The 25470-nt window shown below is 33.3% G+C and carries 16 protein-coding genes; all 16 read left to right on the top strand.

Annotated features, from left to right (window positions below):
• Window positions 1-86: 86 nt before the first annotated feature.
• The 16 genes from DK441_RS03475 (at window position 87) to DK441_RS03400 (ending at window position 25297) form a co-directional block, all read left to right on the top strand.
• On the top strand, window positions 87-1898 hold the full coding sequence (locus DK441_RS03475) for an AraC family transcriptional regulator (protein WP_109097499.1): 1812 nt from the start codon (window positions 87-89) through the stop codon (window positions 1896-1898).
• Between the two features lie 101 nt (window positions 1899-1999).
• The gene (locus DK441_RS03470; RefSeq protein WP_109097498.1) at window positions 2000-2839 is read left to right on the top strand and encodes a T9SS type A sorting domain-containing protein; all 840 of its coding nucleotides are present in this window, start codon (window positions 2000-2002) and stop codon (window positions 2837-2839) included.
• Between the two features lie 470 nt (window positions 2840-3309).
• Entirely contained in the window at window positions 3310-3468 is a 159-nt protein-coding gene (locus DK441_RS26430; RefSeq protein WP_160111943.1) for a hypothetical protein, read from the top strand.
• Between the two features lie 120 nt (window positions 3469-3588).
• Entirely contained in the window at window positions 3589-4197 is a 609-nt protein-coding gene (locus DK441_RS03465; protein ID WP_109097497.1) for a hypothetical protein, read from the top strand.
• A 456-nt stretch (window positions 4198-4653) separates the two neighbouring features.
• On the top strand, window positions 4654-7527 hold the full coding sequence (locus tag DK441_RS03460; protein WP_109097496.1) for a pitrilysin family protein: 2874 nt from the start codon (window positions 4654-4656) through the stop codon (window positions 7525-7527).
• A 440-nt stretch (window positions 7528-7967) separates the two neighbouring features.
• Window positions 7968-9104 carry a DUF2891 domain-containing protein gene (locus DK441_RS03455; protein WP_109097495.1) on the top strand — a complete coding sequence of 379 codons (1137 nt, stop codon included), beginning with the start codon at window positions 7968-7970 and terminating at the stop codon, window positions 9102-9104.
• Entirely contained in the window at window positions 9105-10310 is a 1206-nt protein-coding gene (locus DK441_RS03450) for an Nramp family divalent metal transporter (RefSeq protein WP_109097494.1), read from the top strand.
• 26 nt (window positions 10311-10336) lie between these two features.
• On the top strand, window positions 10337-11062 hold the full coding sequence (gene pxpA, locus DK441_RS03445; protein WP_109097493.1) for a 5-oxoprolinase subunit PxpA: 726 nt from the start codon (window positions 10337-10339) through the stop codon (window positions 11060-11062).
• Window positions 11063-11072: 10 nt separating this feature from the next.
• Entirely contained in the window at window positions 11073-11798 is a 726-nt protein-coding gene (gene pxpB, locus DK441_RS03440) for a 5-oxoprolinase subunit PxpB (protein WP_109097492.1), read from the top strand.
• Window positions 11795-12652, top strand: coding sequence for a biotin-dependent carboxyltransferase family protein (locus tag DK441_RS03435; protein WP_109097491.1), 858 nt, complete (start codon window positions 11795-11797; stop codon window positions 12650-12652). The genes pxpB and DK441_RS03435 overlap by 4 nt, the downstream gene beginning before the upstream one ends.
• Before the next feature lie 418 nt (window positions 12653-13070).
• The gene (locus DK441_RS03430; protein ID WP_160111942.1) at window positions 13071-16604 is read left to right on the top strand and encodes a tetratricopeptide repeat protein; all 3534 of its coding nucleotides are present in this window, start codon (window positions 13071-13073) and stop codon (window positions 16602-16604) included.
• A gap of 395 nt (window positions 16605-16999) precedes the next feature.
• Window positions 17000-17416: a hypothetical protein gene (locus DK441_RS03425; protein WP_109097489.1), complete on the top strand. Its 417-nt coding sequence runs from the start codon at window positions 17000-17002 to the stop codon at window positions 17414-17416.
• Between the two features lie 667 nt (window positions 17417-18083).
• Window positions 18084-18866 (top strand): sensor histidine kinase, encoded by a 783-nt coding sequence (locus DK441_RS03415; protein WP_109097487.1) that lies wholly within the window; start codon window positions 18084-18086, stop codon window positions 18864-18866.
• A 359-nt stretch (window positions 18867-19225) separates the two neighbouring features.
• The gene (locus tag DK441_RS03410; protein WP_074409257.1) at window positions 19226-19876 is read left to right on the top strand and encodes a response regulator transcription factor; all 651 of its coding nucleotides are present in this window, start codon (window positions 19226-19228) and stop codon (window positions 19874-19876) included.
• A 900-nt stretch (window positions 19877-20776) separates the two neighbouring features.
• Window positions 20777-21004: a hypothetical protein gene (locus DK441_RS03405; RefSeq protein ID WP_109097486.1), complete on the top strand. Its 228-nt coding sequence runs from the start codon at window positions 20777-20779 to the stop codon at window positions 21002-21004.
• 459 nt (window positions 21005-21463) lie between these two features.
• Window positions 21464-25297 carry a GEVED domain-containing protein gene (locus tag DK441_RS03400; RefSeq protein WP_109097485.1) on the top strand — a complete coding sequence of 1278 codons (3834 nt, stop codon included), beginning with the start codon at window positions 21464-21466 and terminating at the stop codon, window positions 25295-25297.
• Window positions 25298-25470: the final 173 nt, after the last annotated feature.

Below are 25470 nucleotides of genomic sequence, written 5' to 3'. Positions count from 1 at the left end.
ATTAAAATTCAATTTGTAACAAAGAACTATAATAATAGTCTTACATATGATTGAAGATGATATGAAAATTTAACTCTTTAAAACCAATGATCTTATTTTCACTATCGCATTTTCCAAAATCAATTTCATCAGTTTTTGGTACTACTAAATACTGTAGATATTGCCTTGTCTTTTATGTTTTTACTATATGCTCTGGTGTTGCGATCGGACAAAACAAAGTAGAAAAAAAAGAGGTGTCTTATTTGATTTCAGAAAAAGAAAAACGATTTATTACTCAATCTGATTCTATAAAAAAAATAGAAAATTTTATTCAAAACACATTCTCTCAGGAGAAAGATACTATAAAAGGTTTAGCGTATTGTAAGGCTTTTTTACAAAGAGGAAAAATACAAGAAGATTACAATATTCAATATTTCTCAAGTTATCAGATCGCATACATAGAATACATACGTTCTAACCATAGTAATACAATAAAAAATGCCTATATATCTGTTAAAGCTGCAGAAAAAATAAAGGATACTATAAAGATTTTTGGAAGCCATAGTTTGTTAGGAGGTAGCTATTATGTTCTTGGAGCGTATGAAGAATCACTGCAATCTTATCTTAGTGCCAAAGAGCTTTCTAGAAGCATACAGAATTTATCATATAAGTTGATAAGTCATACCAATATAGCCAATGTACGTATGAAATTAAAACGATACAAAGATGCTATTGATGAATATGATTTAGTACTTAAAACTTTAGAGAAAGAAACAAAAGATAATTTCATTCAATATAAAAACACTTACTTAAGTTCATTATTAGGAAAAGGAAAATGCCTGGCAGAAGTTGATAAGCTTGATGAGGCATTAAAAACTAATGATCAAGGTGTTTTATTGGCAGAGAATTATGGTTTACCTATATACAAAAGCTATTTTTATATTAACCTTGGAGATATCTATTATAAAAAAGAAGAATACCATAAAGCACTGGGGTTTCTTAAGCAAGGAAAAGACATTTTTGTGAGCAATACAGGAGGGCAACAAACCAATTTGTATATAGCTAATTACTATATAGCCAGGTGTTTATATCAGCAAAAAAAATATGATGAAACGATTTCTTTATTAAATGAAAATTTTGACCTTATTGGCGATAACATAGAGGCAGATAAAATAGAAAATATGTATAGGCTGGCCATCGAAACATCAAAAATGATGGGTGATCAGGAAAAGCAGATATCTTATTATGACAAGCTTCAAAATATTATTCAGGTAAAAAGTGACAAAAGATTAGTGGCCAAAGATTTATTGTATGAAGATGATTTGGAAGATTTTAAAATTGAAAACAATAAACTGGCAAGTGAAAAAACAAAAAGCGCAACAAGTAAGAAAATTATTGTAACCGTATCTATAATATTGATTACAATACTATTGTCTGTTTTTTTGGTATATCGAAGGAAAACTAAGATAAAAGAACAAAAGTTTCTAAAAGTGATTGAAGATATTAAGGAGAAAAAATCTATAGATCACGAACCAGAAAACCCGATTCGGGAGGTAAAAATAAAAGATGAGAAATCAGAAAAAATACTCAAAGAACTTCAAGAATTAGAACATACTCATTTTTATATTTCACAAGACTGTAATTTGTATTCAACAGCAAAATTGCTTAATACCAATACTACTTACTTATCAAAAGCCTTAAACGAAATAAGAAAGAAGTCATTTAATCAATATCTCAATGAGTTAAGAATTAATTATGCGCTGCTAAAACTTAAAGAAGATCGCATGTTTAGATCGTATACCATCAGAGCAGTGGCTAAGGAAACGGGTTATAAAAGTGCAACTACATTTATTAAAGTTTTTAAAAGTAAAACTGGACTAAACCCTGCTTATTATATTAAGAAACTAGAGCTAAGCTAGAGGTTTATTGTTTAAATTTATAAATATGAACAATTCGGATTATTAGATAAGCCCAAATATTGATACTTTGTTTTTAATGTATAACTCTTAAAATTTCAATCATGAAAACGAAGTATTTTTTTATTCTCCTTGTTGTATGTATTCCTTATTTTATTAATGCACAAGAAACATTAGTCCCCCAGAATCGTACCGTTGATGTATCCATATCTGTCACTGATTCCTTTAATGATAAAGGGATAATAGAGCAGGTTGTAAAATTAAAAGGGCCAGAAAGATTAGCCTTTAAACCACATGATATTATAAGATTAAAGCTTAATTTAGATTATAGCTCTAGTATAAGTACTACAAAATATCTCAGATTATCCTATACCGTAATACCCAGTGACCCATTTGGAGCCAGTGCACCTGTAATTATACCTCCCGTAAAAAACGACCCCATACCGGCACCATCAATCGTAGAGCCAGTATTTGATTATCCTTATGTTTTTAATACACCTCTATTTTTTAAAGAGAAGAATAATTCAATTTCATTACGCTTGATGGAGTATGATAATGAAGAAGATTATCGTAATGATGAAGATGGTAGCGATGGGGTGTGGTTGGGTGATATTTTAGAAATTGACATATTTATAGGCAAACATCGTTCAGGCCGTACTTCAATGACATCGACTCATAAAAATCCAATTCAATTTTATCCTAATCCTGTTAAAGAGCATTTGACTATTGAATATTTTGATAAGCAAAGCAATGATCATAAAATTCAAATAGATGTGTATAATAACAATGGGATAAAATTAAGGAGTAGAACTTTAAAAAGTAAAAACAGTATAGGATCAAAAGCAATGTATCGTTTTGAAACATTAGATCTGGAAAAAGGGATGTATTATTGTCAGGTTACCTGCGGAGAAAATAGGTATTATAAAACTCTGATAAAAAACTAAAACAATTTCCTTTTTTTGAGATAAACTAAACCGTCTAACAATACGTCTAGACGGTTTTTGTATGTATTCTTATCATACCTATAAACGAGGACTTCTTACTACTAATCAACTATTTTGATTACCCAAACACATATGAGTTGCCACTCTAATACGATGAGAATAACAATCCTTCAAGAAGTGCCATTTTGTTAAAATCAAGCTATTGATTTTTGATTGTTCAAATTTATAAATATGAATATTAACCCTTTGTTTTAAAGGGATATACCACCTAATTTTGAGATAAGTGCTTAGCATGTGTTCTACTTCTGGAACTATTTGCAAACAAGATCTGGCATTTTAAAAATTAAGAAAGAAACTGTCTTAAAGATGTAAAAACATTTTAGGATTCATAAAATATTCTTGCAAGGATAGACATAAACTGTGAGTGTCTATAAATGTTCACACAAATACGATTTTTTAAATTAATAGTTATGTTAAAAAACATTGTAAACCTTAATGGTGTAGATCAATTAAAAAGAGACGAACAAGCTTTTATTAAAGGAGGGATAAAGATAGATTGCAACTCTGATGCAGACTGCCCTTTTTTATGGCCAGTATGTAGTAATAATGGTCATTGTATTAGAGGGTAATGCATCTCGGATTCGAATGAGACGAAATCAATTAATATGAGGCTAAGTTCTATGTAGTTTAGCCTCTATTTGAAGCATAAATAATTTCACATAATAAATCATAAAAACAACTTTTATATCATGAAAAAACTAATGTATAGATTACAATACCTTGTACTATTTCCTATGATTTTAGGATTGCTTTTAATTTCTTCCTGCGAGAAAGAAGATACAAATAATGAGCCGGTAGAGATAGTAGATACCAAAGAAGTGTCAGAAAAATCATTTCCTTTAGATCCTGATTTAAGAGAACCTAATATTCCTAGACCAGGATATAATGCACCTTGTGTAGTTAGGTTATCATACTTGTCTTTTTTAAGAAGATGTCCCGAAAACTCTGGAGTGATGAATTATTGGATTAATATATTGAATTCTCAAGGGTTTGATGATATGACAAAAGGGTTTGTAACTTCAAACGAAGCAAGTGTAAAATGGAATTCTCAATATAATAGTTATCTAAGTAGAAATGGTCTTAGTAGTAATCAAGTAGACAAGCTTATTTATATAACGTATAGAGGAATGCTTTTAAGAGAGCCAGATGTAACAGGAGGAATAGGCTGGACCAACCTGCTATACGATAAAGGACTAAAAAAGGTTCTTAACGGAGTAGCCAATTCTCAGGAATTTCGAAACAGATTGGCCAATATTTCAACAGAATGTACAAATGCAGCAAATCAATGTACATATTAACCCGTGGTTTGTTTTAATCAAGGTTTATAAATCTTCCGTGTAAGTAATTTACCTCGTTTTAGAGTTATACAGTTTTGTTGTTATGTTGAGAAAAATAGCAATATTTCTTTACTACATTGAATCTGTTGATGTATGATTAGAAAATTAGATTTCAAAAGTACAAACAAACTCAGATAAACTATAGTAACTTAACTAACTACAATTTTTTAAAAGGAGTACATACTACTTATCGATAGAAGGGCCTTCCAAGAAAATGGAGGGCCTTTTTATTCGAAACTTTCAATTTAATCAAGAAATAGATCAGCATAAACAATCTCATTTCCTTACTTCATAAAAGCTCCTTTAAGAGAATTTACAGGTATAAAATAGATTCCTTTAACTTTATTTTAATAATGTATCCATAGAAATACTCATTGGCAAAGATTATTTTTAACTCCATAAACAAAAAATATAATTATGAAAACTCAGGTTCATAGGGTACTCATTGTAGCAGTATCCTTTTTATTTTTAGGAGTTATTTCTTGCAAGAAGGAAACAAATTCTGAAACACAAACAGAAGAAGTAGGTAAGTTATCTATTGATTTCGAAAAATATGAGTTAGAAAACGGACTTCAAGTTGTATTGCATCAGGATACGTCTGATCCGATTGTTTCAGTTGCGATCCAGTATGGTGTAGGCTCTAATCGAGAAAAGCCAGGAAGAACAGGGTTCGCACATTTATTCGAACATATGCTGTTTCAGGAATCAGAAAATGTGCCTCAGGATCAATTCTTTAAAAAGATTCAGGATGTTGGAGGAACACTTAACGGAGGAACATGGCAGGATGGAACCATATATTATGAGGTAGTTCCTAAAAATGCTATGGAAACCGTATTATGGTTAGAGTCTGATAGAATGGGGTTTCTAATTAATACAGTCACAAAAAGTGCTTTCAAAAATCAACAGGAAGTTGTACAAAATGAAAAAAGACAACGTGTAGATAATAATCCTTATGGGCATACCAATTGGGTAATTGATAAGAATATTTATCCAGAAGGACATCCATATAACTGGCAGGTAATAGGAGAATTAGTAGACCTTCAAAATGCTACTGTAGAGGATGTGAAAGAGTTTTATGATAAATATTACGGGCCTAATAATGCTACTATAGTACTTGCCGGGGATTTTGAAACAGAAGAGGCTAAGGCAATGATCGAGAAGTATTTTGGCGAAATTAAAAAACGTCAACCGGTAGAAAAATTAAAAGTGCAAAATGTTACTTTATCTGAAACCAAAAGATTCTCTCACGAAGATAACTTTGCTACTACCGCACAATTAAATATGGTTTGGCCAACAGTAGAACAATATACTAAAGATGCATATGCATTAGACTTCTTAGGGCAATTATTATCCGATGGAAAAAAAGCTCCGTTGTATAAAGTTTTAGTAAAAGAAAAGGAATTGACTTCAGATACTAATGCATGGAATAATTCTATGGAAATAGCAGGTAAATTCAGAGTAAATATTACGGCTAATGATGGAAAAAGTCTAGTCGATATCGAAGCGGGAGTCTTTGAGGCATTTAAGAAATTTGAAGAAGAAGGAATTACTGAAACAGATATCGAACGTATTAAAGCAGGACTCGAAACACAATTTTATAATGGAATTAGTAGTGTGTTAGGAAAATCATTTCAATTAGCACAATACAATGTATTTGCCGGTGATCCAGGGTTTATAACTCAAGATATAGAAAATATTAAGGCAGTTACAAAAGAAGATGTAATTAGAGTATACAATACATACATTAAAGATAAGCCTTATGTGATTACTAGTTTTGTTCCTAAAGGAAAACTGGATCTGGCAGCAAATGATTCAGAAAAAGCAGCAGTTGTTGAAGAAGAAATTAAAGAAAATGTAGAAGAAGCAATAGCAGAAACAAAAGAAGAAATCCAAAAAACGCCTTCGGCTTTTGATCGTTCTGTAGCACCAAAAGAAGGAGAATCTCCAAAACTGAACATTCCTCAATCCTGGAGTACTTCATTATCTAATGGAATGAAAGTATATGGTTTAGAACAAAACGAACTCCCATTGGTTAATTTTAGCCTGATAATTTCTGGAGGACATTTATTAGATTCATTTGATAAAGTTGGAGTAGCAAACCTAATGACAGATATCATGATGGAAGGTACCGTTACTAAAACTCCAGAGCAGCTAGAAGAAGAGATAGAGTTGCTGGGAGCTTCTATCAGAATGTATACTACCAGAGAAGCAATTATTATCAGAGGTAATACTTTGGTTCGTAATCTTGACAAAACAATCGATTTAGTAAGTGAAATATTGTTAGAACCAAGATGGGATGAAGAAGAATTCGGAAGAATAAAAACGAAGACTATTAATGGGATTAAAAGATCGGCTGCAGATCCTAATACGGTAGCAAGAAATGTATATAATAAACTTCTTTACGGAGAAAAACATATGTTTGCTTACCCTACCAGTGGTACTGTAGCTTCTGTAGAAGCTATTACTATAGATGACTTAAAACAGTTTTATACCAATAATTTCTCTCCTTCAGTAAGTAAGTTTCAAATTGTAGGAGATTTAGATCAGGACAAAGCACTTGCTGCTCTTAAAAACTTAGAAAGTAAGTGGGCTAGTAAAGAAGTAACTATTCCAGAATATGAAGTAGTTAATACTAGAGATAAATCATCTTTATATTTTGTTGATATCCCTAATGCTAAACAATCTGTAATTAATATAGGGTATCTTTCTATGGCACGTACAGATAAGGATTATTTTCCAGCTACGGTTATGAATTATAAATTAGGAGGGTCTTTCTCAGGAAATGTAAATCTAATTTTAAGAGAGGAAAAAGGATATACCTACGGGGCACGATCCAGGTTTAATGGGAGTAAAATACCAGGAACTTTTACGGCATCTTCAAGTGTTCGTACCAATACTACTTTTGAGTCGGTAAAGATTTTTAAAGATGAAATAGAGAAGTATAAAAATGGTATTTCTGAAGAAGATTTAGCATTTACCAAAAATGCCTTAATAAAATCTAATGCTCGTAGGTTTGAAACTCAGGGAGCATTATTAGGAATGTTACAGGAAATGGGAAGATATGATTTTGCATCAGATTATATAGCTAAGGAAGAAAAAATAATAGAAGAAATGACTTTAGAACAACACAAGGAATTGGCAAATAAATATCTTGATGAAACCAAAATGGCATACCTGTTAATAGGAGATGCAGCTACACAATTTGAGCAATTTAAAAATGCAGGGTTTGATGAAGTATTGATGTTAGATAAAGAAGGAAAAGAAGTGAAGCTTAGCGACGTGAAGATGTAGATATAAAATAAGACTTTTATTGAATAAATTTAAGATGAGTTTAATAGATAGTAAAGGGATATGATCTAATCATATCCCTTTTTTTATGCCAAAACGCTAAATAAAAAACTATATAAGTGTTTAAATCATTGTTTTCTCAGAGGTGTAGTTTGTTTGTTGTCATTCCAGCGTAGGCTGGAATCCATTTTGGTGTTGTGTTATTAATAAACGGATTTCGTTTTTCAATGGGATTATAAATCAACTTATTTCCATATCATGTACGTTTTGTCATGCACTAAACTCAAAAGGGTGAAAGATAATTGAACCCGGATTATACTCTTTAGTGAGTGATTTTGAGAATTTATAAACTATTTACCGTTCTTATCAACAATCACATACGCATGATTGCGGAAATTGATATTTTTAAGAAAGTAGATATTTTAAACTTATAAATATTGATTATGTACCGAATACTTTTTCTGATTTCAATGCTTGTTTTATTAGGATGTAATAAAAACAATGATACACAAAAACAACCATCCGAGGATGTAAAAACCGAAGAACAACCACTACAAGAGAATCCAATAGAACAACCTTTACAACTCACGTTAGAGCAGGCCAATACATTGGTAGAGTTACCATTAGCTTGCTTACAAGTAGAATATCCGAATAAACTGGGGCAAACGTTAGGAGGGAAAGAGAATATTGGAGAACCTCACGTATTGCATCCTACCTTTTATGGTTGTTTTGATTGGCATTCCTCAGTCCATGGGCATTGGTCATTAGTAAAGTTATTAAAAACATTTCCTGATCTGGAAAAAAAGGAAGAAGCGAAAACCAAATTGCTTCAAAATATGTCTAAGAAGAATATTGAAGAAGAAATCAAATATTTTGAAGGAAAACATAACAAATCATACGAGAGAACATACGGTTGGGCCTGGTTGCTTAAGCTGGCCGAAGAACTACATACCTGGGATGATCCGTTAGCAAGAGAATTAGAACAAAACCTACAGCCTCTAACAGCATTGATCGTGCAACGGTATATTGATTTTCTCCCAAAACTTAAATATCCAATTAGGGTAGGAGAGCATACGAATACTGCATTCGGATTGTCTTTTGCTTGGGATTATGCAAATACCCTGGAGGATCAAAAACTAAAAGATCTTATCGAAACCAGAGCAAGAGAATTCTATGCCAATGATCAGGGTTGTCCTATTGGTTGGGAACCTAGTGGATATGATTTCCTATCTCCTTGTTTTGAAGAAATGGATGTAATGAGAAGAGTGTTAAATAAAGAAGAATTTGATCGTTGGATCTCTGATTTTATGCCTCAACTTAAAGCCAAAAACTTTACAATCGAAGTGGGAGAGGTATCTGATCGTACCGATGGTAAATTGGTTCATTTAGATGGACTTAATTTTAGTAGAGCCTGGGTGTTATATGGGCTTGCCAAACAATATAATGAGTATGCACATCTTTTTTCGGTAGCAAATACACATGTAAACTATTCTTTGCCTAATCTGGTTGGCGATAGTTATGAAGGAGGGCATTGGCTGGGATCGTTTGCTATTTATACATTAGATGTTAATACAAAATAAATGAAGAAATTTTTTAATATCGGCCCGGGAACATGGGTGACTGCAGCTTTTATTGGTCCAGGTACCGTAACTGTATGTACATTAGCAGGGGTACAGTTTGGGTTTTCATTACTATGGGCATTGGTGTTATCTATTGTAGCTTGTGTTGTTTTACAGGAAATGGCAGCAAGATTAGGTGTAGTCACCCAAAAGGGATTAAGCGAAGTGCTAAAATCTCAATTTGATAACAAGATTGTAAGAGGAGCTCTTATTACATTGATCTTGTCAGCAATTTTTATAGGAAATGCAGCTTACGAAGCCGGTAATATTAGTGGAGGAGTACTCGGGCTGTCTACAATCTTAGAATCTTCAATCGGGATTTCAGAGAACTATTTAAGTATTGTGATCGGTGTGATTGCCTTTGTACTATTGTACATAGGTAATTATAAGGTTTTAGAACGAAGTTTGATTGTTCTGGTTTTATTAATGAGTGTAGCTTTTATAGTAACCGCAATAGTTACCAAACCAGATATTTCTATGATCTTTAAAGGGTTTGTGCCTAATTTTTCTAGTGATAATGTACTTACCATTGTAGGGTTGATAGGAACAACAGTAGTACCTTATAACCTCTTTTTACATGCCTCTATTGTTAGCGAAAAGTGGAAATCTACCGAAGACCTGCCAGAAGCAAAAAAGGATACTGTAGTTGCAATTGTATTAGGGGGATTCGTATCAATGGCAATTATTATTGCGGGAGCGGCTATACAAGAAGCAGAAGTGAATAATGCAGCAGATCTGGCTAAAGGACTGGAACCGGTTTTTGGATCGATGGCAAAATATGTACTATCTATTGGGTTATTTGCAGCCGGAATTACTTCTGCCATCACAGCACCTCTTGCAGCAGCTTATGTAGTAAAAGGATGTATGGGATGGCAAAAAGGACTCAAAAGTAAATCCTTTAGAGCAGTATGGATATTTATCCTTTTTCTGGGAGTTTTGTTTTCTTCCCTAGGGATAAAATCAATAGTAATTATTCGATTTGCGCAGATCGCAAACGGACTCCTTTTACCTGTAATTGCAATCTTCCTTTTATGGGTAATGAACCAACAAAAAATATTAGGAAAATATACCAATTCATGGAAGCAAAACTTGATTGGGTTTTTCATTCTTATCATTACTTGCTTTTTAGGATTTAGAGGGATTTGGAAAGTGATTGAAAGCTTGTAGGAATTATTACTGATAAATGTAGGAATATGAAGAGAATTATTCTTAATGCAGATGTGGGGGAAGAGGCAGGTTTTGATACCGAAATTATGCAATATATCTCTTGGTGTAATATTGCATGTGGAAGCCATGCGGGAGATGCTGAGGTAATCCAAAGAACGATCGAATTGGCAATGCAACATAATGTGAAAATTGGAGCACATCCATCATACCCCGATCGTGAAAATTTTGGAAGAACCAAAGTTGAAATGCCATATGGTGATTTGGTAAAAACAATAACCGAACAAATACGGTTGGTAAAATCCTTAACCGAAAAAGCAGGAGGAAAACTACATCATGTAAAACCACATGGAGCACTTTACAATGAAGCAGTGAAAAATGAATCGGTAGCTATGGCAATTATCGAAGCTGTGAAAAATATCGATAAAAGTTTATATATAGTTACTTTGAAAAATGCTAAATTATCGTATCTTTCCCGTGAATATTTTGAGGTCAGGTACGAAGCTTTTGCAGATCGAAATTATAATGATGATTTGACATTGGTTTCAAGAAAAGAAAAAGAGGCTTTGCTTACAGGACCAAAAGAAGTTTTTGATCATGTAAAAAGAATGGTTCTTGAAGGAAAAGTGAAAACTAAAAATAGAGTAGAGGTTCCGATTTTTTTTGATACAATTTGTGTGCATGGAGATAACCCAAAATCTGTTCAGATTTTAAAATATTTGTATACAGAGTTTTCGAATTTAAATTTATTATAATGAGAAGCTCATGAAATACAAATTACAATATAAAAGATATTCTGAAAGAGCAATTTTAATAGAATGGCCTTCAGAAATTGACGAAAATATCCTTCAAAATTTACTTTCTTTTAAAAAATCGATACTTTCTTCTTGCGATAAACCAATTGTTGAGGTAATTTCTGCATACAACTCGTTATTAATTTGTTATGTATCTACTATAGAGGATTTCTATAGTGAGGTTTTGATGCTAAAATCATTGTATTCTAAAGGGTTTGGTGAAACAAGGTCCGAAAGTAGACTGTGGAAAATCCCTGTCTGCTACACTACTTCTCTTGCTCAGGATTTAGAAGCATTTGCAGAAAGTAAATCGCTTACTGTAGAAGAAATAATTAGGTTACACACTACTCCATTGTATACTGCATATTTTATTGGTTTTTTACCAGGCTTCTTGTATTTGGGTGGTCTCGATGATCAATTGCATAATGCTAGAAAAATGACACCCTCTTTGCATGTAAAAAAAGGTGCTGTAGCAATTGGTGGAAGTCAGACAGGAGTATATCCTATAAATAGCCCTGGAGGATGGCATGTAATTGGGATGTGTCCTTTGGATTTTTTTAACTCTAAAACAGAAGATTGTTGTTTTATTTCACCAGGAGATAAAATTCAGTTTATATCGATAGAAGAAAAAAAGTATAACGATATAAGAACTAGAGTTGAGAATAATAATTATACACCAGAATCTGTTAGTTTATGATTGCAGATGTCGAAATAATTAAACCAGGACTTTTTACAACTATCCAGGACGAAGGACGTTTTGGTTTTTCAAAATATGGAATTCCAAAAAGTGGAGCAATGGATCAGGTGTCATTTGGATTCGCAAATTTAATATTGGGCAATGCTAAAAATGCAGCATGTATCGAATGGACGATTCAACCTCCTGTTTTAAAATTTCATGACACCACAACTATTGTGTTAACAGGTGGTGAATCAGATGCATTCTTGAATGATGAAAAAATAGGAATGTATCGTGAAATTAAAGTCTTAAAAAATGATATTCTTAAAATGAATTTTTGTAGGAAAGGAGTGTATGGATATGTAGGAATTAAAGATGGATTTCTTTCTGAAGAAGTGTTGCATAGTAGATCTTTTTATAAGTCAATTACACCTCGTTTTCGATTGGCCAAAAATGACAAAATACCATATCAAAGTAGTAGTGATTATACCGATCATTTTTCTATAATTTCTCCACCTTTATTTTTAGGAAATTCAGATGCTTTAGAGGTGTATAAAGGACCCGAATTTGATATGTTAAATGATACTCAAAAATCTAAAGTATTAGATGCTGTTTTTACAATTTCTAATACTATAAATCGAATGGCAATTCAGTTAGAAGAGAAAATCCCAAACACTTTACCTTCGATTATAACATCACCTGTTTTACCAGGTACAATACAATTAACTCCATCTGGTAGTTTAATTGTGTTAATGAGAGACTGTCAAACTACGGGAGGATACCCAAGAGTTTTACAGCTAACCGAAACTGCTATAAACCACATAGCACAAAAACGAATGAAAGAAAAGTGTAGTTTTGGACTAATTGAGTTTTGAGGTAACACAAAATTACGTAAGTCAGAGTATTTTCTCGATTTAGGAAGTGTATTTTGATAGGCTTACCTCTGAGTTTCCTGAAAGGCTCAGCATTACATTGTTTCTAATAATGACAAATATAAAAACGCCTGTCACCCTGAGCTTGTCGAAGGGCAGATGTTAATACTTGTCGATTTAATATTAGGGCAGATGTTTATCATAAACAACATTTTTGCGATCTTTGTAATCTGAATTTGATGTAAGAGTTTAATTTCAAAAAACCGTCAAATTGAGTAATTTTTCATAGTGACACGGAGAAAAATTGTATCGAAATTAGGTTTTTTGATAGTTCTGTTGAGTCTATCGAAAATCACTTTAGCTGATGTGAATTTTGTTATATCTAATTCTGTTTTGTAATTGCTTGAACATGAGTATTCTTATGCGCTTTTTTAAATTCCTATTTCCTGTCAAAATTGTATTTCTGATTCTTTGTTTGATCTCAAGAGGTACCATTCATTCACAATCTACACAAGATACCATCATTGCTGCTCGGTACTACTCGAAAGGAGAAGAGTGGTTGGTCGATAGAAAACAAGATAGTGCATTGGTGTATTTCGAGAAAGCATTAGCAATATATAATCAATCAAATACTCAACAAAGAGTAGCCGATTGTAGTGATAAAATTTCAAAAGCTCACAAGGCCAATTATAATTTTGATCAATCAATGGTATATGCCAAAAGGGCATTGGCTATACGATTAAAAATTTTTGGTGACAACCACCCTCAGGTAGCATATTCCTATAATGATATCGGGCATATTCTTAAGCAACAAGATCAATATGAAGAAGTGATGGAGTGTTATCAAAAGGCTTTGGTAATTCAGAGGGATGCCTTTGGGAATAAAGACCATCGTGTGGCAGACTGTTATCATAATATAGGAACTGTTCATCATGTGTTGGCACAATATGATCAGGCAATGGAACAATACAAAAAAGCCCTAACGATTAGAATAGCCACTTTTGGTAAAAAACATCAAAAAATAGCTGATAGTTATATCGATATAGGGACGACTTATTATCATCTGGGAAAATATGATCAAGCTTTAGAGAATTACCAAAAAGCGCTGAAAATAAGAACTTCTGTTTTTGGAGAAAATAGCCCCGAAGTAGCTCTGTGTTATAATCATATAGGAAATGTTCTTACCTATCAAGATGAATACGATAGCGCTCTGGAATACCAAGAAAAAGCATTAGCCATTATGGTTAATATTTTTGGAGAATATCATCCTGATGTAGCACTTTGTTATAAAAGTATAGGAGTTATTTATAGATATAAAAGAAAAGAAAAATTAGCTTTAGAATACTTTAATAAAACATTAATTGTTCTCATTCAGAAATTGGGAAAAACACATACTAGAATAGCAAGTATATATACTGCGATTGGTAATATAAATTTTAAAGCCGGAAAGTATGATCAATCTCTTAAAAATAATCAAAAATCCTTAACAATTAAATTAAAAATATACTCAAGACAACATTCGTATATTGGAGTTAGTTATAATAATATTGGTCTCATCTATCAATTTAAAGGTGAATATGATAAAGCTATGCCATATTATAAAAAAGCAATAAGCAACTATATAAACACATTGGGTGAAAACCATGGTGCTGTAGCACGTACATATAATAACATAGCTAATGTTTGTAAAGCCAAAAGAGAATATGATCTGGCGTTAAGTTACTATCAAAAGGCGCTAGCTATACGAATCGATACAAAAGGGGGATATCATTCTGATACTTCTGCTTCATATCATGACATTGGTGATATTTATATAATTAAAAAAGAATATACAACAGCTTTAAGTTATTATCAAAAAGCGTTAAAAATTCAAAAACGATTATTTGGAGAAATTCACTATTACACTTGTGATATGTATAACGCTATTGCTAGGGTGTATACAGAACAAAAAGAGTATAAAAAAGCTCTGAAGTTTTTACAAAAAAGTATAGTGATCAGGCTTCGAACCGATGGTTATCATCATCCCAGAACGGCAAAATCGTATAACCAGATTGCGGATGTATATCATCAAACCAAGCACTATAAAAAGGCGATAGAATATTATGAAAAAGCAATTGTGGCCAACACCAACCCTGATGTAAAAAGCAGTGATAGGGATAGTTTGAATCCAGGAGATTATATGGATTTAAATGTCTTATTAACTACTTTTTATGGTAAAGCCAGGGTATTGCAAAAACAGGCTAGTGTTAATAATAACCAAAGTGATCTTAAAGAAAGTATAGTTGTGTGTCAAAAAGCAGATAATTTAATGCAAGGTATACGAGAATCATTGCATACGTATCAGGATAAAATTGCTTTTGCTAAACAAACTCAAAAAGTATATGCAGGGGCTATAGAAACGCAATTGTTATATCATCAAATTGATCAAAAAAAAGAGTCGTTACACCAGGCTTTTAATTATGCCGAAAGAAGTAAAGCCAATACCTTAAAAGAGTTATTAGCAGAGTCTAATGCAAAGAGCTTTGCTGGTTTACCAAAAACAATCCTCGATTTAGAGCAACATCTAAAATCAGAACGTTCTTTTTATATTTCAGAGAGGATACAAGAGCGATCCAAACAGATTGTGGATACTGCTAAAATAACAACCTATGAAAATAAATTATTTGATCTCGATAGAAAACAAGATTCTCTTGCTCAGGTTATAGAAAAAAACTACCCTAAATATTACCAGTTAAAACATCAAAACAAGATTATATCTGTTGCTGATATCCAGGAAAAATTAAATGAGAATACTACATTGTTGGAGTTTTTTGTGTCAGATAGCAGTACCTATGCATTTACGATTTCTAAAAAAGAGATAAAAGTAACGACGTTACTCACCCCAGAACTCAACAAGAATGTTGAAGCGCTAAGAGCTGCTATTGTTGCTAAAAATACGATAGTATTTAAAACGATTTCTCATGCATTGTACAATCAATTAATAGCACCTGTTAAAGATCAAATAAAAGGAAATCAACTTATTGTTATTCCCGATGGTTCGTTATGGCATCTTAATTTTGATTTGTTGCTCACTCAAAATGATCTATCATACGATCCTAAAGCGCTATCCTACCTCCTTAGAGAATATGCGATAAGCTATGCCAGTTCTGCGAATTTGTTGTTTGCTCCTTTTAAAAGTGATTTGCAATCCAAAAAACGACAAGAGTGCCTTGCGTTTTCTTTTTCTGATGGTGAGATTATAGATACAAATACAATGAGCCTTGCTGCACTAAGAGCTACTAATTATGATTTGCCGGGAACCCGTAAAGAGATCAAAGCAATCTCAGATATTATCGATGGGCAATATTATTTCGGGTCACAAGCGATAGAGGCTAATTTTAAGAAAAATGCCAGTCAATATAACATCTTACATTTGGCATTGCATGGTGATGTAGATAACGAACATCCCGAAAATTCTAAACTCCTATTTACCAAAGGTAATGATAGTATAGAGGATAGTTATCTGTATAGCCATGAGTTGTTTGCAATGAATATCCCTGCAGAACTCACTGTGCTTAGTGCATGTAACACTGGATCAGGGAAAATAGCCCAGGGAGAAGGTATTATGAGCCTGGGTAATGCTTTTCAATATGCAGGAACCAAAAGTTTATTGTTGAGTAGTTGGGAAATATCCGATCAAACCACTCCAGAATTGATGAAGTATTTTTACACCAATCTTAAAGCAGGAATGCATAAAGCCAAAGCATTACAGCAAGCTAAGATACAATATCTCAATACGGCACATATCAATCGAACAGATCCCTTTTATTGGGGAGGATTCTATTTGGTTGGGGACTCGTCTCCAATTCCTTTTAAAGAGTATACGATGTTGTATTGGTGCATAGGATTAGGGGTATTGATATTGCTCTGTGTAGGTGTACTCTGGTATCAGAGAAAAATAAAAAATGTTCGATAATTTAAAATGTATATCACCTAGAACTTGTTTTGTCATCCTGAGCCCTTCGATAAACTCAGGACAAGCCTGTCGAAGGATTGATTATTCCCGTATCTCGTCTACACTCAACATAAAATTCAACCGTAATCCTCTTTGGGATAAACTAAAATAGGGATTAACCTCAATTCATTTCCCAATAGGGGGAAAACACCCTTTTAGTAGTAGGGGTAAATACCCCTTGTAATATTTTTTGGATTTTTTTTTAGTGATTTAGGGTGTTGAAATACAGTGGTTTGATGCTGTTTAGGTGTTGTGTGGTTTTTGAATTTAAGGTAGGGTGTATTTGCTTTGCTGCATGTTTTTTGGATATATTAGCATCAATCTAACCTAATTTAATCTAAAAATAATATAACGTTATGGGAAAAGAATTACCAAAAAAAGGAAAAAAAAGACCCGCCGGATGCATTACCGAAGAAGAAGCTAGAGAGTTGCAACATGTATGGTGTTGTACCCGAACACCAGAAATAGATAAATGTATAGGATTTGAGGATACTCGAGAATTTCATTGGAGTGTTGAGGAATTACAACAATATCTTAAGTATGTAAAGAAAAAATCTAAAAAACAGGGGATTGATAATCCCGGGATTCGAATGTATTTTGGTGCGTATCCTGAATCTAAATGTAAAAATAAGAAAGGGTATTCAACTATCTTTTTAGCACCAACAGGAGCACCTGCAGGTGAGATGGGTAAAGGCGGTGATAGTGCACCGAATAATTACGGGATTGAGCCTTATAACCATGGTAATAGTGGAAATCCTCCAGTTATTTATTAATGAAATTACTTGAGATAAGCTTTCAGGTTTCTGAATTTATTGCTGCACTTGTCGGTGTAATTTGCATGATAAGATACCGTGTTGATGTATTAACACGGTATTTTGTATATTATTTATGTTTAAGTTTTATAGTAGATATAGCGGGGAACCTACCTAAACTTATTCTTAAGTTTGAGGAATTATCATTTTTGAAAGACACGTTTTTGGCTAAAAATGCATGGTTGTATAATACTTATACTGTAATAAGTATATTATTTTTTGTGTTGTATTTTAGAGGTTATTTGAAGAGCGATAAATTTCGAAAAATTCTTAGTATACTGGCAATTTTGTTTTTGATTTCTTCTGTTTTAGATTTTCTATTTACTGATGTTTTTTTTACGGTGCATACTTCATTTCTGATGATTATAGGCACTTTTATAATATTAATAAGTGTATTTTTTTATTTTTTTGAAATGCTAAGAAGTGAAAAAATTCTAGAATTTAGTAAAGATTTAGTCTTTTATGTTGCTATAGGAGCTTCGGTATTTCATTTATGTGTTACTCCTCTTTTTATATATTCAAGTTATTACAGTAATTCAATTAGTTCTTATTTTGTAGAAATTCGTCAAATAATATTATATAGCGCTATTATTTTTATGTATACTTGCTTTACCATTGGTCTTGTTTTATGCTCGCGAAAGAACAAATCTTATTAATAATCTATTTTACCATTATTATTCTATTTTTTGTAGTATTTGGTATCATATTCTTCGTGGCATTTCAGCGTCGAAAAAATAAACTACTTCTTGATAAATTTAGGGCAGAACAACGTTTTGAAGATGAGATCTTTAAGTCTCGTATAGAGATACAGGAACAGGCACTTAAAAATGTAAGCTGGGAGCTGCATGATAATATTGGGCAATTGCTATCGACTGCAGTGATGCAAATTAATATTATGGGAGCTACCATAGATGATACAGCGTCAGAATCACTACAAGATGTTAGGAAACTAGTGGGTGACAGCCTGCAAGAAATACGAACCTTATCCAAAACTCTAAATCATGAAGTGATTCAAAATGTAGGACTAGAGAAATCTATTAATGTAGAACTCAAACGTTTTGAAAAACTTAATTTTTTAACACCTTCACTTACTGTAAAAGGAGAAGAAGAATATATAAACCCTAAAGATGAGATTATCTTATATCGTATCATTCAGGAATTTTTCTCTAATACCATAAAACATGCAGAGGCTACAAACCTCGAAGTAGTTTTAGAATATACTCCAGAGACACTCAATATTAGAGTTCAGGATGATGGCGTTGGGTTTGATCCAAAATCAGTTCAGGCAAATTCTGGTTTATTAAATATGAAAAGCCGTGCATCTCTGGTAAAAGCAAAGCTGGATTATACATCTTCGCCAGGAAAAGGAGTTTTGCTTACTTTGTCATATCCTATACAACTTAACGATTGATTTAATACATTTGTATTAGAACTCATCTTGAGTAGTGGTTTTAAGCCGAAAAGTTTGGCTTTTGTGCGATAATGAAGTTAATTTTTTTCAGCATAGCCTTAGCTACGTTGAAAAAAAATAGCAAAATTAGGGTAGAAAATGTGAATTTTGTAGGCGAAAAACATTACTTAAGATGAGTTCTTAAATAAGAAGCGATGCTTCAATGTAGATACTTATAAAATTTAAATATTTGAAAAAGAGGTAATTATCACAAAAAGTAATACAGGTAAAAGGAGCCATTCTTAACTAATATCGATACCATCCAAAATATATAATGGCGAATTTGATCTGACAATTAATAAATAATAAAAAAAAAACAGATGAAGAAGAAGACTATAGTTATTGTCGATGATCATCTCTTATTTGCACAATCACTAGAAAGTTTAATATCTAAACTTGAGGAATATGAGGTGTTGGCTATTCTAAAAAACGGAAAAGAGCTTACGCAATATTATTTACATAAAAGAAAGACACCAGATCTTATTCTTTTGGATGTAAAAATGCCTGTGATGGATGGTGTGCAAACGATGCAATGGCTTAAAGAAAATCGACCAGATCAAAAAGTGCTGGCACTAACAATGGAGGATGACGAAGAAACCATTATTAGAATGCTTAGGGCGGGAGCCAAAGGGTACTTGTTAAAAGATATACATCCCGAAAATTTTGAATTTGCCATGAAGATGGTGATAGAACAAGGGTTTTATTATTCGGGTAAGATAGAAACAGCGTTACGTAATTCTGAAGAAGCCGGAGGTAGTAAAAACCTACAGGAGAAATTAACCGATAAGGAACGAGTATTTTTAAAATACGCATGTTCAGAACTTACCTATAGGAGTATCGCCGGAGAAATGGGATTGAGTCCTAAAACAATAGAGAATTATAGAGAAACGGTTTTTAAGAAGTTAGAAGTAAAAACCAGAGTAGGCCTGGTGATCTATTGCATGAAAAATAAACTTTTTAAGATTGAGTGAAACCCCATTTTGAAAAGCTTGTAAAGCGCATTCAAAATGGCTGGTTGAACCAATCCCAGTGTAGACTGGGATCCATTTGTGGAGAAGAAGGTATCCCTGTTTTGAAAAGCTTGTAAAGCGCATTCAAAATGGCTGGTTGAACCAATCCCAGTGTAGACTGGGATCCATTTGTGGAGAAGAAGGTATCTCTGTTTTGAAAAGCTAGCAAAGCGCATCTAATTACTTGGTGAAAAATCTATACTACAGTATAAGTTATTTGTTTTTAGTGAATTATACGTGTATTCGTTATTTTTTTGCCATTCCAGCAACCTGTCATCCCGTTGGAGAACGGGACTGGGATCCATTTGTGGAGAAGAGGGTGTCTTTGTTTTGAAAACCAAAAACCGTCAAATCGAGTGATTTTTTGAAATGATAATGAAAAAAATGCACTTCGACAGGTTTATCCTGAGTATACCAAAAGGCTCAGTGAGCCTATCGAGATTAGGTTTTTGTGAGAAAACAAAATATTCGGATAGCGTGAGGTCTATATAAGAAAATTTACGTTAGTCAGATTTCTATGACGTTACCAAACGATTTCGCCAAAAACTTTGCCTTCCTGGGCCTTGTCGAGTGTTTTTTTTGTTTCGAAAAGTAGATTTCATTTCGTATAACTTTTTTGGGTATTAGGAAGTATAAAGAGGAGTATGAGTTTTTTGTGATGATTATTAAATTAATTAACATTTAAATTGACGAAAATGTATTAAAACACAATTTTCCTTAGGTAATATTTGATTTTAAATGTTAAAATATTAAAATAAATGCTATTCTGGGTAAGATAGTATTAAGTGTTGCTAGTATAGTATATTTCAGAGGGTTAGAATAGCATTAATTTTGTGCACTAACACAAAACTTAACTATCTAATGAAAACAACAAACACGTTTTTATCGATTCTAATGGGGTTGATAATTTGGCCGATTATGGGTCAACACCAAAAAGAAAAGAGTTGCTCATTCGAGGAAACTCAGCAAGAATACTACGAACAGAGTCCAGAGGCTTTTGAAAAAGCTAAAGAATTTGAAAAAATACTTCGAAAACAAGCCTTACTGAAAAACAGAACCCAGGCAAAGCAGCAGAGTTTAGTACATTAAAAGAAGGAAACCAAAACAGTTCAGTTTAATGCAAATCAATTAAGTGCAGGACTGTATTTGGTAACTGTTACGCTAGGAAAATGAACAGATTCAGTAAGAGTGATAGTCGAATAATCCTTAACTGAAATAGAACTATTTATTTTCGACCTTAGCAGTAAGGTATAGAACATAACGAGTGGTTTTAATCTAATACAATCCCCCTTGAAATCAAATCAAGAAGGGTTGTTTAAATTCTTCAATTTTTTTAATCACCATTAAACTTAGGTTATGAATTCACAAAAATCACTAGTAAAGAATACATCTTAGGATGTATTCAAAAAAAGAATGGCAGTATGTGTGCTATTCAACGAAAATATTGTTGCTAAAAGCTACAGTGAGTTTTCCAATTCATTGCTTGCTTCAGCAAAAGGTGTTGATTCCCATTTATCAACAACTTCATTAACTATTAAAAATTAAATCATGAAAAATCAACTTGTCTTATTTGTAGGCTTATTTGTTTTCCAATTTGGATTTTCACAAACCAATAATTTTTGGAAAAAAAATAGTAGCCCAATTGAAAACAAAAACATTTCTTCCATAAAGAATAATAAAGAAACTTCACACCAAAATACATATCATCTTAGTGTTGAAAAACTAAAAGAAGTTTTGTCTCACTGTCCAAAAAGGTTCAATTCATTTGGAAAATCAAATGTCATTATCATACTTCCAACTGAAGACGGAAGATTTAAAAAATACCGTGTAAAGGAAACGAGTGTTTTGCATCCGGATTTAGCCAAAAAATTCCCGGATATTAAATCGTATGTTGGTACATCTGTTAATGGAGAAAACGAAGTAGTACATTTTAGTTTGGGGCATAATAACTTTAGAGCTATGATTGTGAAACCTGATGCTACAATAATGAATATCAAACCTTCTACTAGTACTAGTAAAACGTATATGGTTACTTCAAAAACGGATGGATCAGAACCAATTAACTGTCAAATAATTGATAATGCAGTCGGACCTTTTTTAGAAAAAAGTACAAAGCAAGCTGAAAAATCAAAAAAAGCAAGAAAAGACGCTAATGATGGTCGCGTTAGAGTCTACCGAATGGCGATAGCAGTAACAGGAGAATTGTCTAAAATTTATACTGATAAGGCAGGCGTTTCAAATGGTTCAACTCAACAAAGGAAAGCCGCAGTACTTGCCGAGTTGAATGCACTGATGACCAGAGTGAATGCGGTTTATGAAAGAGATCTTGGAACTACGTTTGAATTAGTATCTAATATTGAGAATTCCATTTTTCTTGATGGAGCAACTGATGGTATTACCCATGGTAATACTTCAATATCGGTAAATGAAGGTCAAGGTGTTCTTGATGCCGCAATTGGCAATGCTAACTATGATATTGGCCATGTTTTAGATTCAGATGGGACTGGACGTGGAGCTTTAAGAGCTGTGTGTGATGATAGTAAAAAAGCCCAGGGAGCTACTGGTGCACATCCTTTCACATCTGTCGCAGATTATTTCTATCGCACATTCGTTCATGAAATAGGCCATCAATTCGGTGCTAACCATTCGTTTAACAACTCCTGTGGGGGTAATCGTCTTGACGAAGGTGCTGTTGAACCAGGAGGAGGTAATACTATCATGGCATATACAGGTTGTGCTCCTAATACAGAAAATACGCAATATGTTTTTTTTCATGCGAAACAAATAGATGAAATGTGGAATCATATTGTAAGCATTGAAAGTTGTGCTACCCTAAGATCAATAGGTAATAGTGCGCCAGTAGCTAGTATAGGAGGTAATTATACGATTCCAAGATCTACTCCATTTATATTAGAAGGATCAGCTACTGATCCTAATACAGCCTCCAGCCAACTAACATATACCTGGAACCAAATGGATAAAGAAATAGCTCCGATGCCTCCTCGTGCTACGTCAACTAGCGGTCCTGTATTCCGTTATAAACCTCCTTCATCCTCTCCAAATCGTTATATGCCTGACCTTTCTACCATAAAAGCTGGAAATGCTTCTTCTGAATGGGAGGTAACACCTTCTGTTTCCAGAACTATGAATTTTAGATTCACCGTAAGGGATAATCATCCGGGAGGAGGTAATACAGATTCTAAGGATGCTGTTATTACGGTAAGTGGAACTGCCGGTCCTTTTGTGATTACTTCTCAAAACACTAGGTTTGATGCGCCTATAGGCTCTACGCAAACAGTAACCTGGAACGTAGCAGGAACCACAGGAAATGGGGTAAATGCAGCAACTGTTGATATTTTGTTATCTACAGATGGTGGAAATACATACCCAATAACATTAGCTTCTGCAGTACCTAACGATGGTTCTCAACAAATTACAATACCAGACAATGAAGGAGGTGTAAATAGAATTATGGTAAGAGGTACGAATCATATCTTTTTCGATGTTACCAATGCTAATTTTAGTATTACCAATGGAAATTTGGATCCTATGCCTACAAATTATTGTGCTGCGGGTTATCAAGGTAATAATTATATAGATGAAGTTGTCTTTGGAGCTATCAATAATAAAAGTGGAAATGGTGGGTATTCTGATTTTACTAACCTGGGAACCAACATTACTAAAGGCGAGTCTGTTGCTTTAACCGTTAATCCAGGAATCGATTTCTGGGATCCTAATTATTTTGGAGCTTGGATTGATTGGAATAAAGATGGAGATTTTACAGATGCAGGTGAAGAAGTTTTATTGAAAACCAATGGTGCGGGTGGTGTAACAACAACTGTTGTAGTTCCTAATACCGCAAAAAGTGGCGCGACCAGATTAAGAGTACGTTATAAAATACATACTGCCCCTGAGCCTTGTGGAACAGCAAGAACTAATGGTGATGAAGTAGAAGATTATTTTGTGTTCATTAAAGGTGGAAGTTCGAATCCAACCTGTACTGATGGGATTCAAAATGGTAATGAAACTGGTGTAGATTGTGGTGGGCCTGATTGTGACCCTTGTACAGTAGACCCAACATGTAACGACGGCATTCAGAATGGTAATGAAACCGGAGTAGATTGTGGCGGGCCTGATTGTAACCCTTGTAATACAAATGTAACCTACTGTGTAGCTTCGACCACTCAAAATGCTACCTTACACATTACCAATGTTAGCTTAGGATCTATAAATAATAGTTCCACAAATGCTGCATATAATGATTTTACCAATCAGTCTACAAACCTTACTAATGGTCAAGCAACGGCATTAACGATAACCATGAATAATAATACCTGGACATATAATGCGGTAGGCGTATGGATTGACTGGAATAATAATGGAGATTTTACTGATGCTGGAGAGTTGGTGTATTCCAGATATGGTGCGGGTCCTTATACGGCTAATATTACTCCTCCTTCTGGAGCAATTTCTAATACTTCGTTGCGAATGAGAGTTCGAGTTGGATATGGGTCTGAAGCAAAAATAACACCTTGTGGTACTGATACTTATTTGGGCGAAGTAGAGGATTATACCATAAGAATTGGAGGTACAACTACACCAACCTGTACTGATGGAATTCAGAATGGTAATGAAACCGGAGTTGATTGTGGAGGATCTTGTAGCCCTTGTGCTACTAATGGAACTGTGGTGTATGTAGATATGAGTGACGAAACAACAAGCTCTTCAAGTACCTGGAATTTCTTTAGAATAGAAGTTGGTGATGATAATGATTTTGGAGCATGGTTCACTAATAATTCACTTCGATTAGTGAGCTATGGAAAAAATGTTGTTTGTGAAGGAACAACTAGTAATGTCACATTTATCGGAGAAGGAATCGAGGTTGGTGCAGCCAGTAATTTTGTTGCCAATTCTAATAGTTTTGTGGTAAGTTCATCTTCATATACAGATTGGAGAAGTAAATCTGGTTATATAGGGTTTACCTTTAAAATAGGAGGGAACACACACTATGGATGGTTTTATGCTACTGTAGCCAGTGATGGATTGTCATATACAATCATGGATTATGCATATAATACTACAGCTGGTCAAGGTTTACTTACAAAAAGACCGACTAGACAAAAAGAGAGAACTTCAGAAAATAAGGTTAGTATATACCCTAATCCATTTGAAGAAACTGTTACCATAGATGTATCAAGATTGGAAAGTGATACATTTACAATAATCGTATATAACTTATTAGGAAAAGAATTGATCCATAAAAAGTATAGTAAAAATCCAGGTACAATACGATTAGGAGATCAAATAAAATCCTCTGGGAATTATTTTGTAAAAATACAAGCCAATAAACATATAGAAACCTTAAGGCTTGTTAAGTTTTAATATAAAATTGGATTCTAAGTAATAAGAATTCAGGATTCTAAAAAAAATAGGACCTTTCATTTTAATGGAAGGTCTTTTTTTTAATTAATCTTTACAAAAATATTTTTTTGGTTTTCCCTGAAAACGCTTAGAGAATAGAGGCTTTTTTCGGTTGAATCAAAAAAAGTCAAGAC

The sequence above is a fragment of the Aquimarina sp. AU58 genome, assembly GCF_900312745.1.
Taxonomy (GTDB): Bacteria; Bacteroidota; Bacteroidia; order Flavobacteriales; family Flavobacteriaceae; genus Aquimarina; species Aquimarina spinulae.
The sequence above is the reverse complement of the archived record's forward strand: the minus strand, read 5'-3'. Positions and strand labels throughout refer to the sequence as shown.